The sequence below is a fragment of the Alicyclobacillus macrosporangiidus CPP55 genome, assembly GCF_000702485.1.
In the GTDB taxonomy this organism is placed as follows: domain Bacteria; phylum Bacillota; class Bacilli; order Alicyclobacillales; family Alicyclobacillaceae; genus Alicyclobacillus_H; species Alicyclobacillus_H macrosporangiidus_B.
In genome coordinates this window covers 419,953-434,858 of record NZ_JNIL01000001.1, presented here as the reverse complement: position 1 = coordinate 434,858, position 14,906 = coordinate 419,953, and the positions used below count along the sequence as shown (strand labels likewise).

13 protein-coding genes and 1 tRNA gene are annotated in these 14,906 nt (G+C 66.8%); 1 reads left to right on the top strand and 13 read right to left on the bottom strand.

Translation table 11 applies throughout. The annotated features are described in order from the left end of the window. Positions 1–31: 31 nt before the first annotated feature. The 10 genes from N687_RS0102335 to N687_RS0102290 all read right to left on the bottom strand — a co-directional run bounded on the left by N687_RS0102335 (position 32) and on the right by N687_RS0102290 (position 10,038). Positions 32–802 (bottom strand): phosphoribosylanthranilate isomerase, encoded by a 771-nt coding sequence (locus N687_RS0102335; protein WP_051662883.1) that lies wholly within the window; start codon positions 800–802, stop codon positions 32–34. Beyond that, positions 799–1,608, bottom strand: coding sequence for an indole-3-glycerol phosphate synthase TrpC (gene trpC, locus N687_RS0102330; protein WP_029420326.1), 810 nt, complete (start codon positions 1,606–1,608; stop codon positions 799–801). The genes N687_RS0102335 and trpC overlap by 4 nt, the downstream gene beginning before the upstream one ends. Further along, entirely contained in the window at positions 1,605–2,645 is a 1,041-nt protein-coding gene (gene trpD / locus N687_RS0102325; protein ID WP_029420325.1) for an anthranilate phosphoribosyltransferase, read from the bottom strand. Before trpD ends, trpC begins: the two co-directional genes overlap by 4 nt. Positions 2,646–2,958: 313 nt before the next feature. Beyond that, on the bottom strand, positions 2,959–3,366 hold the full coding sequence (gene aroH / locus N687_RS0102320) for a chorismate mutase (protein WP_051662882.1): 408 nt from the start codon (positions 3,364–3,366) through the stop codon (positions 2,959–2,961). Next, complete coding sequence (aroB, locus tag N687_RS0102315; RefSeq protein ID WP_029420323.1) at positions 3,363–4,463, bottom strand: 3-dehydroquinate synthase; 1,101 nt, start codon at positions 4,461–4,463, stop codon at positions 3,363–3,365. Before aroB ends, aroH begins: the two co-directional genes overlap by 4 nt. Then, entirely contained in the window at positions 4,460–5,617 is a 1,158-nt protein-coding gene (aroC, locus tag N687_RS0102310) for a chorismate synthase (protein ID WP_029420322.1), read from the bottom strand. Before aroC ends, aroB begins: the two co-directional genes overlap by 4 nt. A 314-nt stretch (positions 5,618–5,931) precedes the next feature. Continuing rightward, positions 5,932–6,915 carry a hypothetical protein gene (locus N687_RS0102305; protein ID WP_029420321.1) on the bottom strand — a complete coding sequence of 328 codons (984 nt, stop codon included), beginning with the start codon at positions 6,913–6,915 and terminating at the stop codon, positions 5,932–5,934. Next, positions 6,912–7,937, bottom strand: coding sequence for a M42 family metallopeptidase (locus N687_RS0102300; RefSeq protein ID WP_029420320.1), 1,026 nt, complete (start codon positions 7,935–7,937; stop codon positions 6,912–6,914). Before N687_RS0102300 ends, N687_RS0102305 begins: the two co-directional genes overlap by 4 nt. Beyond that, positions 7,928–8,983, bottom strand: a complete 1,056-nt coding sequence (locus N687_RS0102295; protein ID WP_029420319.1) for a M42 family metallopeptidase — start codon at positions 8,981–8,983, stop codon at positions 7,928–7,930. Before N687_RS0102295 ends, N687_RS0102300 begins: the two co-directional genes overlap by 10 nt. 29 nt (positions 8,984–9,012) lie before the next feature. Continuing rightward, complete coding sequence (locus tag N687_RS0102290) at positions 9,013–10,038, bottom strand: RluA family pseudouridine synthase (RefSeq protein WP_051662881.1); 1,026 nt, start codon at positions 10,036–10,038, stop codon at positions 9,013–9,015. Positions 10,039–10,144: 106 nt separating this feature from the next. Here N687_RS0102290 and N687_RS0102285 point away from each other — a divergent pair. Then, positions 10,145–10,220, top strand: a tRNA-Gly gene (locus tag N687_RS0102285). 339 nt (positions 10,221–10,559) lie between these two features. On the opposite strand, the gene N687_RS0102280 is transcribed toward N687_RS0102285, so the two are convergent. The 3 genes from N687_RS0102280 to N687_RS0102270 are packed head-to-tail and all read right to left on the bottom strand — an operon-like array spanning position 10,560 to position 14,905. Beyond that, entirely contained in the window at positions 10,560–11,660 is a 1,101-nt protein-coding gene (locus N687_RS0102280) for a DUF917 domain-containing protein (protein ID WP_029420317.1), read from the bottom strand. Next, complete coding sequence (locus tag N687_RS0102275) at positions 11,635–13,206, bottom strand: hydantoinase/oxoprolinase N-terminal domain-containing protein (RefSeq protein WP_029420316.1); 1,572 nt, start codon at positions 13,204–13,206, stop codon at positions 11,635–11,637. Before N687_RS0102275 ends, N687_RS0102280 begins: the two co-directional genes overlap by 26 nt. After that, positions 13,190–14,905 carry a hydantoinase B/oxoprolinase family protein gene (locus N687_RS0102270; protein ID WP_051662880.1) on the bottom strand — a complete coding sequence of 572 codons (1,716 nt, stop codon included), beginning with the start codon at positions 14,903–14,905 and terminating at the stop codon, positions 13,190–13,192. The genes N687_RS0102275 and N687_RS0102270 overlap by 17 nt, the downstream gene beginning before the upstream one ends. Position 14,906: the final 1 nt, after the last annotated feature.

Below are 14,906 nucleotides of genomic sequence, written 5' to 3'. Positions count from 1 at the left end.
ACAGCGGGAGCGGCGTCGGCATGGGTCTTCCTCACGGTATCGCCTCCTCGGAGGTCACGGCACGGGGTTCGTGCTGGCGCACGAACTGCTCCGCTTCTTCCGCGTAGCGAGCCGCTCCGCAAAACGCCCGTACCGTCAGTTCATTCAACAAGGCTTCGATGCGCCGGGGGTCTTTCCGGCCCTCGGTCTCCACACCGGAGGACACATCGACGCCATCCGGTGCGAACACCGAGAGCAGGTCTCCGATATTGTCCGCGTGGATGCCGCCTGCCACCCAAAGGGGAGGCAACGCGGTGCGCGTTCGCGCCACCCGGATGGCTTTGGGCAGCACCCGCCAGTCAAACGGCCGTCCGTGCCCACCGTTGACGCCGGCCGGGGCCGACTTTGGCGGTGCCGCGTCGAGCAGCAGGGCGTCCACGTGAGGGGCAAACAACGCGATCCGGGCGGCAAGCGCCTCTGCATCCTCACCCGACGACGCCACCGAGAGGGACTTCCAGACTTGCAATCCCGCCTCGCGCAGGGCGTCACACACTTCGGGTCCCTCGTCTCCGTGCAGCTGCGCCACCCGGATGCCGCTCTGCACCGCCGCCGCCCGAACCGCTTCGGCGCCGGCGCCGGCGAACACCCCGACTGGCTCGGCGCGCCCATCCAGTTGCGCCACCATCTTTCGCACCGATTCCGGTGCCACGTACCGCCGGCTGGCCGGGACGAAGACGAACCCCACGTGGCTCACCCAGGGGGAATCGGCGAACGACAGGTCGTCGCCCGGCCGCAGGCCGCAGATCTTGACTCGCACCGTCACGGCGAGGACACCCCGGCCGGCAGGGGGACCCGGAGGGATGCGAGCCGTGCCGCGATGGCCTCTGGATCGCCCGCGCGCATCAGGGACTCGCCGACGAGGATGCCACGTGCCCCGTACGCCGCCATGCGGGCGGCATCTTCTGCCGAGTGGATGCCGCTCTCGCCGATGGCCAGGACGCCCTTCGGGACCTTGGCCAACACCAACTGCGTCGTCTCAAGGGAGACCTCGAACGTGCGCAGGTCGCGGTTGTTGACGCCGAGGACGGACGGATTCGCCGCCAGGGCCGCCGGAAGTTCATCCGGATGATGCACTTCAACCAGGGTGTCAAGGCCGAGGGTCTTCGCATACGCAGCCAGTTGGAGCAGCCGGTCGGGCGGGAGCGCCGCGCAGATGAGCAGCACCGCGTCCGCGCCGGCCGCGCGCGCCTCGTCGATCTGCACCTCGTCGATGATGAAATCCTTGCGCAGCACCGGCACCGTGACCGCCTCGCGCACCGCCTGCAGATGGGCGATGGACCCGCGGAAATACGTCTCGTCCGTCAGCACCGAGATGGCGCTGGCGCCGGCGCGCTCGTAGGTGACGGCGATCCCCACCGGATCGAAGTGAACCGCAATCAGCCCCTTGGACGGGCTGGCCTGTTTCACCTCCGCGATCACCGCGAGCCCGGACGCCTGCCGGAGCGCGGCTGCGAATCCGCGGCAGGGCGGCATCTCCCGCGCCTGCCGGGCCAGTTCCGCGGCCTTCGGCCGCAGGCGCGCGACCTCCTCCCGCTTTGTCTCCAGGATCCGCTGCAAGAACCCGCTCACTGGGCCACCTCCTCGCGGTGATACCGGTGGGACGCCCGGACGAACCGATCGAGGGCCGCTGCCGCATCCCCTCGGTCGATGGAGTCCTCCGCCCGGCGCACTCCGTCCTGGATGGACGCTGCCAGTCCGGCCACGTACAGCACCGCGCCCGCGTTGAGGGCGACCACGTCCCGCTGCGGCCCGGGCACCCCCTGCAGGATGCGCCGGATGATGCCGGCGTTGTGGGCCGCATCCCCGCCCGCGAGCGCGGACAGCGGCGCCCTGGCCAGACCAAATTGCTCTGGTACCACCGTGTACGTACGCACCTGGCCGTCCTGCACCTCGGCCACCAACGTCTCTCCCTGCAGGGAGATCTCGTCGATCCCGCCGTCCCCGTGCACCACCAGCGCGTGCGCGGTGCCCAGCCGGGCCAAGGCCTGAGCCACCTTCTCCACCAGGTCCGCCCGGAACACCCCGAGTACCTGGCGACGTGCTCCTGCCGGATTGGTCAGCGGGCCGAGGATGTTGAAGATGGTGCGGAAACCCAGCTGCTTGCGAGGCTCGGCGGCATGTTTCATCGCCGGGTGGTAAGACTGCGCGAACAGGAAGCACAGGTTGGTCTCCTCCAGGCAGGCCAGCGCTTCATCCGCCGACAGCTGGATGGCTACGCCCAGTTCCTGCAGCACGTCCGCGCTGCCGCTTCGGCTGGAGACCGCGCGATTGCCGTGTTTCGCCACCGGCACACCGCAGGCGGCCGCCACAATCGCCGCCGCTGTGGAGATATTGAACGTCTGCCCTCCGTCTCCACCCGTTCCGCAGGTGTCCACCACGTCCAGTTCCGTGGCCAGGCGCACGCTGTGCGCGCGCATCGCCCGCGCGAACCCGACGATCTCGGAGACCGCCTCCCCGCGCACCGCCATCGCGGCCAACAGCCCGGCTGTCTGCACGGGGGTGATGTTCCCCTCCATCAGCTCGTGCATCACTTGCTCCGCGACATTCTCGTCCAACACCCGACCCTCCGCGACCTGACGCAGGACATCTCTCACGAACGTGCTCATCTGCCTCTGCTCCTCTCTACTGGACTCGCGGGCGTCGCCGTGGCGGCGGCTGCGTCGTACCGGCGTTTCTGGGTAATAAAAAATCCACACGGTAGGAGAGCTTCCTATCCTGCGGATGGTCAAAGCCGATGACGATACCCCGACCCTGCGAACCAGGGCCACCGCTCATCTCCACTCCACTCCGCTCCGCTCAGCTCAACCTGACTCAGCTCTCAACTCAACCAAACTCTGCTCTTGTCATTACGATATATGAGGAATCATACGGTAAGCCCGTTCATTCGTCAATACGCATTTGCCCGGATGGGCGGGCGGGTCACTCCGTGCCGCCCTGTCCCTTTTTCGCCTGCGCGTGCTGCACCATGTCGGGGCGGAGCGCCACCGCCTCCCCAAGGTACATGTGCACCATCTCCTCCTGGCTGCGGTCCGTGTTGACGTGCATCAGCAGCCGGATGCACCGGGGCATCGATCCCGGTACGGCCAGCTCCGTCGCGCACATCAAGGGAACCCACTGCCACCCATCGATGCTGCGCACCGCCTTGGCCGGAAAGTCGGCGTTCAAATCCGGGGTCATCGTCAGCATCACGCTGGCCACGTCCTCCGGATGCAGGTCATTGGCCTCGATGACCGCGAGCATCAGCTCGCGCGTCGCGCGAAAGATCTCCTCCGGCGTGTTGGCCGCTGCAGTCGTTGCGCCGCGCACCCCGCGCACCACCCGTGTCATCTCTGCTTCTCCTCCATCTCCCGCCACACCTGCGTCACTTCTTCGGGGCGGACGCCACGCGCGATGGCCACCTCGCCGACGGCCCGCGGCAGTGCGAACGTCAGCCCGCCCTGGGTGTGTTTTTTGTCCAGCTGCAAAGCCGCCCACACCGGTTCAAACGGCATGTCGGGCGGAGGGGCGACCGGCAGCCCGTGACGCCGGACGACCTCGACGATGCGATCCCGCTCGCTCGCTGCCAACCACCCGCGCCTGACCGCCAGTTCGGCCTCCAGGCACATCCCGATGGCCACCGCCTCACCGTGGTTGAGCCGGTATCCCGAGGCGTGTTCGACGGCGTGACCGATGGTGTGGCCGAGGTTCAGCGTCATGCGCAGCTCCGACTCGCGCTCATCCTGTTCCACGATGCGGATCTTCACCTGACACGCCCACGCGGTCAGCCGCTCGGCCGCCGCCGCTCCTGGGTACTCGGCGCAGGGAGACGCCTCCAGAGCGGCGAACAGGTCCGGCTGCCCGATGATCCCGTGCTTGATCACTTCTGCCATCCCGCCCCGCCACTCCCGCGGCGGAAGGGAGGCGAGCGTCTCCACGTCGTACAGCACCAAGAGCGGGTGGTGGAATGCCCCGACCAGGTTCTTCGCCTCGGCCAAGTTCACCCCCACCTTGCCGCCGATGCTGCTGTCGTGCGCCAACAGCGTCGTCGGCACCTGGACGAACCGGATGCCGCGCTGGTACGTGGCCGCCGCGAAACCCGCGAGATCGCCCACGACCCCGCCGCCCACGGCGACGACCAGGCCGTTGCGCCGGATCCCCGCCGAGAGCATCTCGCGGTACAACCGCTCGGCCATGGCGAGGGATTTGCTCTGGTCTCCCGCCGGCACGCTCGTCACGGCGGCCGGGATCCCGGCCTCGGCGAGCCGCCGCGCGACCTCCTCCGCATATCCCAGCGGCCGGATGTGATCGTCGGTCACCACCATCGCCCGCACGCCTTCCTCTGCCCCCGCCTCACGCACCAACTCCCCTGCGCGCGCGAGGAGTCCCCCGCCGATGTAAACCGGGTAACGTGCGGTCGGCGTCGTCACCTCCAGGCGTGTGGTCATCGCCGGGCCACCCGCGCCCGGTAGGCGCGCACGTGGTCCTCCATCTGCTCGATGGAGTCTCCGCCGAACTTCTCCACGAAGGCCTCCGCCACCACCCACGCCGCGACGTTCTCGCCGACCACCGACGCCGCCGGCACGGCGCAATAGTCGGAACGCTCCACCGCGGCCGGCTCCGGCTGCTTGGTCTTCATGTCGACGCTCATCAAGGGCGTGTAGAGGGTGGAGATGGGCTTCATGGCGACGCGGACGACAATCGGTTCGCCGTTGGTCACGCCGCCCTCCAGGCCGCCCGCGCCGTTGGTCGGCCGCAGGTAGCGGGACCCGTCGTGGGCGATGGCGTCGTGCACCTGCGACCCGAACCGGCGGGCCGCCTCGAACCCCAGGCCGATCTCGACGCCCTTGATGGCCTGAATGCCCATCAGCGCCCCGGCCAGCCGCGCGTCGAGGCGCCGATCGGGATGTGCGTAACTGCCCAGGCCGATGGGGCAGCCGCGGACGATGATCTCAAAAACCCCGCCGACCGTGTCGCCCTTGGCCTTCGCCTCGTCGATCTTGGCCACCATCCTGGCGCTCGCCTCTGCGTCCGCGCAGCGCACCGGCGACGCGTCCGCCGCCTGGATGAGGGCGTCCCACTCCGCCGGGACGTGCTCTGCCCGCACGCCGCCGATCTCCACCACGTGGGCCGTCACCTCAATCCCGAAACGGGCGAGCAGCTGCCGGGCCAGGGCGCCGGCGGCCACCATCGTCGCCGTGTTGCGGGCGCTGGCCCGCTCCAGGACGTCGCGGATGTCCTCGTGATCGTACTTGATGGCGCCGGCCAAATCTGCGTGGCCGGGGCGAGGGCGGGTGACCTGTTTGAGGTTTTCCGGGGGTGTGTCCCACACCGCCATCTTCTCCGTCCAGTGGGTGAAGTCGCGGTTGGTGATGTGCATGGTGATGGGCGTGCCGAGGGTCTTTCCGAACCGGATGCCGCTGGTGACCTCGACCCGGTCGGATTCAATCTGCTGACGCCGGCCGCGCCCGTACCCCTGCTGGCGCCGGCGAAGCTGTTCGTCGATCTGCTCCCTCGACACCGGCAGGTTGCTCGGAAATCCTTCCACAATCACCGTCAATCCGGGTCCGTGAGACTCCCCGGCGGTCAGGTAGCGTATCATGGCCATCCGCCTCCTCCGCGTGGGCGTTCGTGCTGACGCGCGAACGACTCTGTTTGTGCTTTTCGCAAGAGACTCCGTGAAACGCCCACGCAGCCTAGGGTGCAGAGCGCGGCACGAAACGCCCGCGCGGTGCACGAATTTGGGAGCTATTATAGCACGGTTGCAAACCGGGGGAACCCCCTGGGCGTGGGTGTTTTGAACGCCTGGTCAAGGGGCTGTGTATGACACCCCTCCTATATCCGTGAACGGAGTGGGGCGCTGCGCGCAGAGGCTTGCGCAGCAGAAGCGGAGCGCAGCGCCCCACCCGCCCCTGCTCACCAGGAGCGCGCCGCCTCCACGACCAGATGGACCGCCCCCGCCACGTCGCGCAGGTCAATCACCTGGGTCAACCCGCCCAGTCGCCGGGCCGGGTACGACACGCCCCCGACCTTCACGCCGCTCTGCGACAGCTGAATCGCACCTGCGTCCGACAGCCCGCGCGGCCACACCTCGTATTGGATCGCCAGCCCGAGGCGCTGCGCGCTCTCCACCAGATGGGCCTTGACATCCAGCGGCACCACGGCCGTTCCGTCCATGATCTTGACGCAAGGCCCCCTCCCGAGGGAGAGCGCCATCCGCGGCGCCTCCGGCATGTCCCCCGCCGGCGCCGCGTCGATCACGATGGCCAGGTCCGGTTCCAACTGGAAGGCCGCCGTTCCCGCCCCGCGCGCACCCACCGCCTGCTGGGCGCTGAACACCACCGTCACCCGCCGGCCCAGGGCCGCCAACTGAAGGAACGCCTCGGCCGCGACGGCGCAGCCCGCCCGGTTGTCGAGGGCTCGCCCGGCCAGCCGGTGCGGGCCGATCTCCGACAGCGGTTCCCACACGACCCCCGCCGTCCCCAACGGCACTTGCGACCGGGCCTCCTCCTCCGACTCCGCGCCGATGTCGGCGTACAGGTGCTCGAAGCCGATGTCCTCACGCTTGACCTTGCCCTCGACGCCGACGACGCCGGTCACGCCGTTCGTGAATCGTACCTGCCGGCCGACCAGCTCGTGCGCCGGCACATCGCCGATGGAGATCAGCCGCAGGAACCCCCGCTCGTCCGCGTGGATGGCCATCACGCCCGGTTCGTCCGCGTGCGCGACGAGCACCACGTGCTGGCCCTCGCCCCGCTTCGTGGCGATCCCGTTGCCGAGCACATCCACGCGCACCTCGTCCGCCGCCTCGCGCACCGCGCCGAGCAGCGCCTCCTGCAAACCGCCCTCGCTGCCCGAGGGCGCCACGTACCCCGCCCACTCGAGAATCCGTTCCTTCATCCGCGGAAGCCTCCTTCCTGCAGCTCCATCAGCACCGCCTGCACCAGGCGGACGGTGTTGCGATAGTCCTCCAGCGACATCACCTGCGCCGGGGCGTGGATGTAGCGCACCGGGATGGAGATGGACCCGCCGGTGACGCCGGCCCGCGAGCGGTGGATGGCGCCGAAGTCGTTCGATCCGCCCTTCACCCGCCTGAACTGGTACGGGATGCCGTGTTTCTCGGCGACGTGGATCATGAATTCCAAGAAACGCCGGTCGGCGAGCGTACGTCCGTCCTGCAGGGTGAGCGCCGGGCCCCGCCCGAGCACCGTCCCCTGCCCGTGCCCCGGCGCGTCCACCACGTCGAAGCACACCGTGCCCTCGATGGCGATCGCGATGTCCGGCTGGAGCCGGTACGCTGCCGCGGTCGCCCCGCGCAGGCCGATCTCCTCCTGCACCGTGAACACCCCGTACAGCGGCAGCTTGTATTCCCTACGCAACACCTCGGTCAGCACCGCGCATCCGGCGCGATCGTCGAACGACTTGGCCTTCGCGCAGCCTTCGCCGATCTCCTCGTAGCGCGTCGCGAACACCGCCACATCGCCCAGCTTCACCGCCGCCAGGGCGTCGTCCTTATCGCGCGCCCCGATGTCGATGTACAGGTTCTCCAGCGGCAGCGGTTTGCGCCGCTCCTCGGGCTTTTGTAAGTGAATCGGCTTGGCGCCGATGACGCCAAAGCGCTTCTCAGGCCCGATGCGCACCGGCTTGGAGACGAGCACGCGCGGATCGACCCCGCCCAGGGGCCGGAACCGGAGCAGGCCGTTGTCCTCCGCGTGCACGATCATCAGCCCGACCTCGTCCATGTGCGCGTCGAGCATCACCCGCGGCCCCGGCCGGTCCATGCCCTTCTCACAGATGAGCGTCCCCAGCACGTCCGTGTAGACGCGGTCGACGTGCCCCTCGACCTCGGCGCGCAGCACGCTACGAATTTCGTCCTCGAAGCCGGAGGGCCCCATCGCTTCCGTCAGCCGTTTCAGTAGCATGTCAGTCGCGCCACCTCCTCCGCCGTCACGCCGGCGATGTAGTGGGCGAGCAGCCGCCCGCACTCGGCGATGTCGTCGTAGGCGGCCGTCTCCACGGAACAGTGCATATAGCGGATGGCCACCCCGACGAGGCCACAGGCAATGCCCGCCCGGGCGATCTGGAAGGCGCGCGCGTCGGTGCCGGTGGGCCCCTGCGTCAGCTCCAGTTGGTACGGCACCCGGTGGCGCTCCGCCGCGTCGCGCAGGCCCCGGAACACCTTCGGGTGGATGTTCGGCCCGAACGCGATCGCAGGGCCCTTGCCCATCTTGAAGCTCTCGTCCGGCGCCTGGCCGGGCATGTCGGCGAAGGTCACGTCGATGGCGATGGCGATGTCCGGCTCGAGCGCGTGCCCGGCCGTCGTCGCGCCGCGCACGCCGACCTCCTCCTGGACGCTGGCCACCGCCAAGACGTCCGCCGTGTGCCTCAGCCCCCGGAGGACCTCCAGGCACTCCAGGATGACCGCGATGCTGGCGCGATCGTCGAGGGCCTTGCCGGCGATGCGGCCGTTCAGCAAGTCCATCGCCTCCCGGTGCAGGGTCACCCGGTCCCCGATGGTCACGAGCGCCCGCACCCGTTCCTCCGGCATCGCCAGGTCGATGAACAGATCTTCCAGGGGCACCGCCTGCTTGCGCTCCTCTGGCGTGGTCAGGTGAGGCGGCTTGGAACCGACAATGCCCCGCAGCCGCTGCCGTCCGTGCACGACCACCTCCTGGCCGACGAGGGTGCGCGGATCGAACCCGCCCGCCTGCCACACCCGCAAAAAGCCGCCTTTCGCGATCTCGGTGACGACGAGCGCGATCTCGTCCATGTGGGCACTGAGCAGAATCCTGGGCCGCGGCGCCGGCCCGTCTCCAGGGATGCGGGCGATCACGTTACCCATCCCGTCCGTCACGATGTCGTCCGTGTACTGGGCGAAAGCGTCCTTGACGCGGGCCGCCACCGTCTCCTCAAACCCCGGCCCGCCGTGCAACTCCATCAACTCACGCAGGGTCTCCCGATGCGTCACTGCTCCGCCTCCTTTCTCCCATCCGTCCGTCACGCCAGGTCAAACCGCCAACCGGGCGGTACGGCCGACGGGTCGGCCATCAAACGGTCCCACACCCGGGGGTCACCTCCCGCCTCCCGCCAAAAGGTCCGCATGTCCTCCGGCGGCGGCGCCGTCACGCGCTTCACCTCGCCCGTCACCGGGTGCTTCCACATCAACTGCAGGGCGTGCAGCGCCTGGCGCGGAAAAGCGAGCAGCGGGGCGGCAGCGGGATCGCGCTCGGCCCGGCGCCAAACCGGGCCCCCGTATGCCCGATCGCCCACCAGCGGCATATCGACGGCCGCGAAGTGCACCCGGATCTGGTGGGTGCGTCCGGTCTCGAGCACGATCTGCACCACAGAGATCTGATCTGTGGAAGCCAAGGCCTGGTAGTGGGTCACCGCCCGCTGGCCCCCAGCCGCCACCACCCGCCGCGTCGGTGTGTTCGGGTCGGGCGCAATCGGCAGGTCGATGGTCTGCCACTCGCCCATCCGCAACGGGACAAACGCTTCTTTATGGTATACCACCGCGCAGTAGGTCCGGTGCATCCAACCGGATCGCAGGGCGCGGTCGAACAGGTGATGGGCATGTGAATGCTTCGCGTACAGGATCACGCCCGACGTATCCCGATCCAGCCGGTGCACGGCGTGCGGCACCTGCCCCGCTGGTGCCAGGTACGCGGTCAGCCCGCCGAGCAGCGTGCCCGTGCGCTCTTTGGACGACGGATGGGACAGCATGCCGGGCGGCTTGTTGACCACCACCACCTCGTCGTCTTCGTAACGGATATCCAGGTCCATCGGCTCGGCCTCAATGTGCGTCTCTTCATCAGGCAACGTAATATGTATTTTGTCACCTTTGTGCACCACCGACTTCAGGCGGGCAGGTTGCCCGTTCACCAACACGCCGTCACGCAGCTTCAGATTGCGCACCAGGCGCCGGGAGAATTTCAGCTCGCTCTGCAGCACGCTGCGCAGGGTGTGCCCGTCGTGCGCCTCGTCGATGACCAGCTCGTACGCCTGGGGTTCTCTGTCCGCCACCTCACCACTCCCCGTTCGATGAGATGTGTCCGGGCCTTGGCAGGGACTTGCGAAGCCCGGCCAGCCTGCGTATAATACTACTACAGAAAGACGGTCCACTGAACGCGCGGATGTAGTTCAATTGGCAGAGCGTCAGCTTCCCAAGCTGAATGTTGCGGGTTCGAGTCCCGTCATCCGCTCCAGAATGAAGGGGTATCCCGAGTATCGTATGGTGTGAAGTCTTGTGGCGTCTGCATCGGACTCAAAGTGCGGAGCCATACGATATGAGGGTATACCCCTCTTTCGTATGTTCGACGCTATGCAGCAGGTGTTCAGCCTTCGAGCAGGGCGTCAGTCTTCCCTCTCGTAGATGTTCGACGGTGTAGACGCTCGGGTCATTCATCGCCTTCTTCCTGACTTGCAGCAGGATGCTTCCAACCTCGTCCCCAGGGGTCTTGACGGGAACGAGGTTGGCGATGCCTTTCTTCAGGAAAGTCCTTCCTGCTGGAATCGCCTCAGCAATTCCCTGGTCTGTTCCCTTCTCAGACGGCCCATTCCGCCTCCGGGAGGTCTCCCAACAAGGGTTGAAAATCCACGTCGTACCCGAATGCGCGCGGCCCCACCACCTCCAGCGCCCGCGCTGTCTTCAGCTTCCGCGACGCCGGAATGCCAATCACATTCAGGCGCAACCCGTATTTCAACGACTCCGTGCCGACTGGCAGACCGCTGTCGGCATCGAGGACACTGATGAGATCCGGCACAGTGGCCACCGGCCGCCCATCCAACCAGCCGATGAGGAATTCGTTCTGAATATCCACGTGAAATTCCGACCCAGAGAACGCCCCCAGGCCCTCCAATACCATCCTTCCACGTGCGAATCCCCCGGTGGTCTTGCGTTCAATGTCGACCACTTTGCCGAAAAAGAGATGCTTCAACGGGAGGACCCGTGAGACCGCCTCCAGCACATCTCGCTTGCTCGCCACCGCATCGCGGATGGCCTGGCCGATGCGCAGACTGAGAGAGAGGGTGCCGTGGATGGCATACGCCTTCACCTGCCTGCCGGTGACGACCGGCAGCGCCAACGAACTGGAACCTCCCATTGCAATGGTAAGCGCCCGCCCGTACCGCTCCGCAGTGCGGGCGTCCTGCACGTGCAGGACGGCGGCATTGCCGTGACCATCGTAGAGACCAAACGGGGAAGGCGACACGCCGTGGATCATGAACGTGTCCATCTGCAGTTCAGGAAACGCCCGGCCCATGGGATCCGCGTCCACCACGGGCAAGCCCGAATAGGCCCCGGCAATCAATCCCTCAAGGGCATTCCCGCCGCCAATTTCGCCGATCACCACGAACGAAAACTTGACGTGCAGGTGATCCTGCAGCGCCTTCGCCGCTTGCCACATTTCGTCGCCCACCGGAAGCTTCTCAATGCCGATGGTCGGAGCCCCCATGCCGGACACCCCGCACCCGACCGCGTCCTCGGGCAGCTGATGGGCAGGAATCACCTTGACGGTCTTGCCTTGTCGCAACAGTTCAATCAACTGCAACTGGGACAGGTACGGGTCACCGCCTCCGCCCGTACCCAGGACACCCGCGCCGATGGCAATCGAGCGGACCTCATCTTCCGTCAGTGACCAAGTCATTCACCCGCGCCCCTTTCAGTTCTCCAATCGCCTTCACGCGGATGCGCGACGCCCGGCTCGGCAAATAAGCGAGCGGAATCTCCTGTAACTCCACGATTTCGATGGTCGCCGGGTCCGCTCCCGCCTCCATCGCCCTCAGGATGGCCTGCTCCTTGGCTTCATTCAAGACAGACTCCCTGGACCTCCCCTCAAACGAGTACACGCGGTCCACCTCGCCGCCGACCTGGGCGATGGCGGCACCGATGGCGTTTGCCACGGCGTGGTACTCGGGGCGAACGATGGTAGACACGCCCTTCAGCGAGTCGCGGATCAAAATCGATCCTCCGCCGACCACGACCGCCGGCATGTCCGCGCGGCTCGGCTTCATCCGGTCCACGCACTCCGCCAACATCTCGTCGGCCTTGTCCAACACACGCTGCGCCTCCTGGGGGGTCAGGGGAACCCTGGACGGGTCACCGATTTCCGCCAACCCAGCGGCCACCACCACATCGGTCATGGTTAAGGTGGAGCCGCCGAAAATCAGGGCCTCTTCGCGGATGCGGTACCCAACACTCGTCGGGCCAATCACCGGGGTTCCGTCCTCCGCGAAGCGGACGCGGCTGCCTCCGCCCAGTCCGAGGGAATACACGTCAGGCATCCGGAAATTCGTTCGGACACCCGCCAACTCCGTGGTGCGGGCGGCGGGCCGTGGAAAGCCGTTCACCAGCACGCCGACGTCGGCCGTCGTTCCGCCCACGTCGATCACGATGGCGTTTTTCAGCCCTGACAGGTAGGAAGCGCCACGCATGCTGTTCGTCGGTCCGGAGGAGATGGTCAAAACCGGAAACCGCCGTGCGTAGTCCGCGTTCATCAGCGTGCCGTCGTTTTGCGTCAAATAGAACGGGCAGGTGAGCCCGAGCGAGCGCAGGGCTTGCTCTAGGGCGTCGACGATCTCTTCGGCCAACAACACCAATGAGGCGTTCAAAATCGCCGCGTTCTCGCGTTCCAGGAGGCCAACGGACCCAATGTCCGCCGAGATGGTCACACGAATCCCGGGACATTCCTCGTACAGGATGTCCGCCGCACGGCGCTCCATCTCGTCGTTGATGGGACTGAATGGCGAGGACACGACAGCGGTCCGGATGCCGGCCGCCCTGATCTCACGGGCGGCCGCTCGCACGCGCGACTCGTCAAACGGCGTGATCTCACGTCCATCAAATTCGTGTCCTCCCGGCAACAGATACACCGGTCCCCGAATCACTTCCCGCAATTCGGCCGGGAAGTCGACGAACGGTGGAAGCGCGGCCCCATACGGCAGACCGAGCCGCAATACGGCCGTCTTGGACAGGCGATCGCGTTCGACCAGGGCGTTGGCGAAGTGGGTGGTACCCAACATCACGGCGTTCACGGCTGTCGCCGGACACTCCGCCAGCACGGTTCGCAAGACCGTGAGGATGCCCGTTAGAACGTCTTTCGTGGTCGCGGTCTTGGCACACGTGACCACCCGTTGGCCGTCCATGACCACCGCGTCCGTGTTCGTGCCGCCCACGTCAATTCCGATTCTCATCGTCGACACTTTCCCTCCCCTGCGCGGCGTCCGCCGGATAACCGTAAATACGCCTGGCGTCCTCCGGGGTCAAGAATCCGTTCGCCAAGTCCTCCTGCACCCGTGCCGGGTCCCGCAACTTCGGGTCCCCATATCCCCCGCCGCACCCGGTCACGAGCGCCACCACGGATCCCGCCTCGAGCCGCATGCCGTTCACCCGTCCAAACCGGCCAAGGGGACGCCCATCCGCGGCGTGGACCTCGACGTAGTTCGGGGTGCCGTTCCCCCCGTCGTGTGAGCCCCAGGCGGGAAAACGATGACGGCCAAAGCTGGCGGTGAGCGTTGCGGGCTGCAACAGCTGTAAACGGCGGATGAGTCCGAATCCCCCCCTGTATTTCCCGGCCCCGCCGCCTGGGACGATGTTCAGCGCGTACTCCAGCACACGCACAGGGTACGTGGCCTCCAACACCTCTACAGGAATGGAACAGGTATCTCCGTCGCCAATTGGAACCAGGGCGCTCTCGCCGTCCTGCCCCTCACTGCCACCCCAACCCCCGGCCTGCGGCTCCACGAGAATCGGCAGCCCCACCGTCGGGGATTGTGGGTCGCGTTCAAACGCCAGGATAGAGCCGCAGACGCTGAGCGAATGGCCCGCCGGCATGAGCTCTGGAATGTGCGGGGCGAGGGCTTTTTGCACAAGGTCCGCCGCCATGTCGGACGCCTCCCAATAGGTGGACACGGGCGTCGGGGGTTGCGCCGTAAACACCGTTCCCGGCGGACAAATAATGGACAACGGCGCGAACATCCCGTCGGAAGTCGGCTCCTCGCTGTCGATCAGCGCGCGAAACGTCGTCCGCACGCCGCACTCCAAGCTCGGCCAGGTGGCGTTGATGGTGCTCGCCACGCTCGGAGAACTGCCGGTAAAATCCGCCGTGAACGTGTCGTCATCAATGGTCACCTTGACACACACGTAGACCGGTTGATCCGTCGCCCCGTCGGAGTCCAGGTAATCCTCCGCGAAATACGTCCCCTTCGGCAGCCGTCGCAAGGCCCGTAATGCGGCTTTGCGGCCACGGTCGAGAATCGATGCCATCGCCTCCAGCACGGTCTCCGTCCCGTACTTGGCGGCCGCCTCGGCCACCCGGCGTTCACCGATCACCAGCGCACCCAGTTGGGACTGCAGGTCTCCGAGGGTGTAGACAGGGGTTCGGACGTTCGCCGCAATCAGCGCCATCAGGGTCTCGTTGACCACCCCGCGGTCCACAATCTTCATGAGCGGAATGTACAGACCCTCGGCGTATACATCCGCCGCGTCGTTCGACCAACTGCCGGGTTTCGCACCACCGATCTCGGTCCAGTGCGCCTTGCTGGCACCAAACCCGAGCAGGGTTCCGTTGTGGAAGAAGGGACGCACGACGGTGACGTCGGACAGGTGGCTGCCGCCCGCCGTGTACGGGTCGTTGACGATGAACACGTCGCCCGGCCCGATGTCTGTGTACTTTTGCAACACAGCCTGAACACCTGAGGACAAACTGCCGAGGAATCCGGTCACTCCGTTGCCTTGCACCACGAGCCTGCCATTGGCGTCCGTGATGCCAGTGGCGTAATCGAGCACCTCGTAAATGATGGGGCTGTAACTGGTCTGGCGAACCACCTGAAACATCTCATCGCTGGCAGCGACCAGCGCTCCCTCGACAATCGACAAAGCGAATGGATCCAAA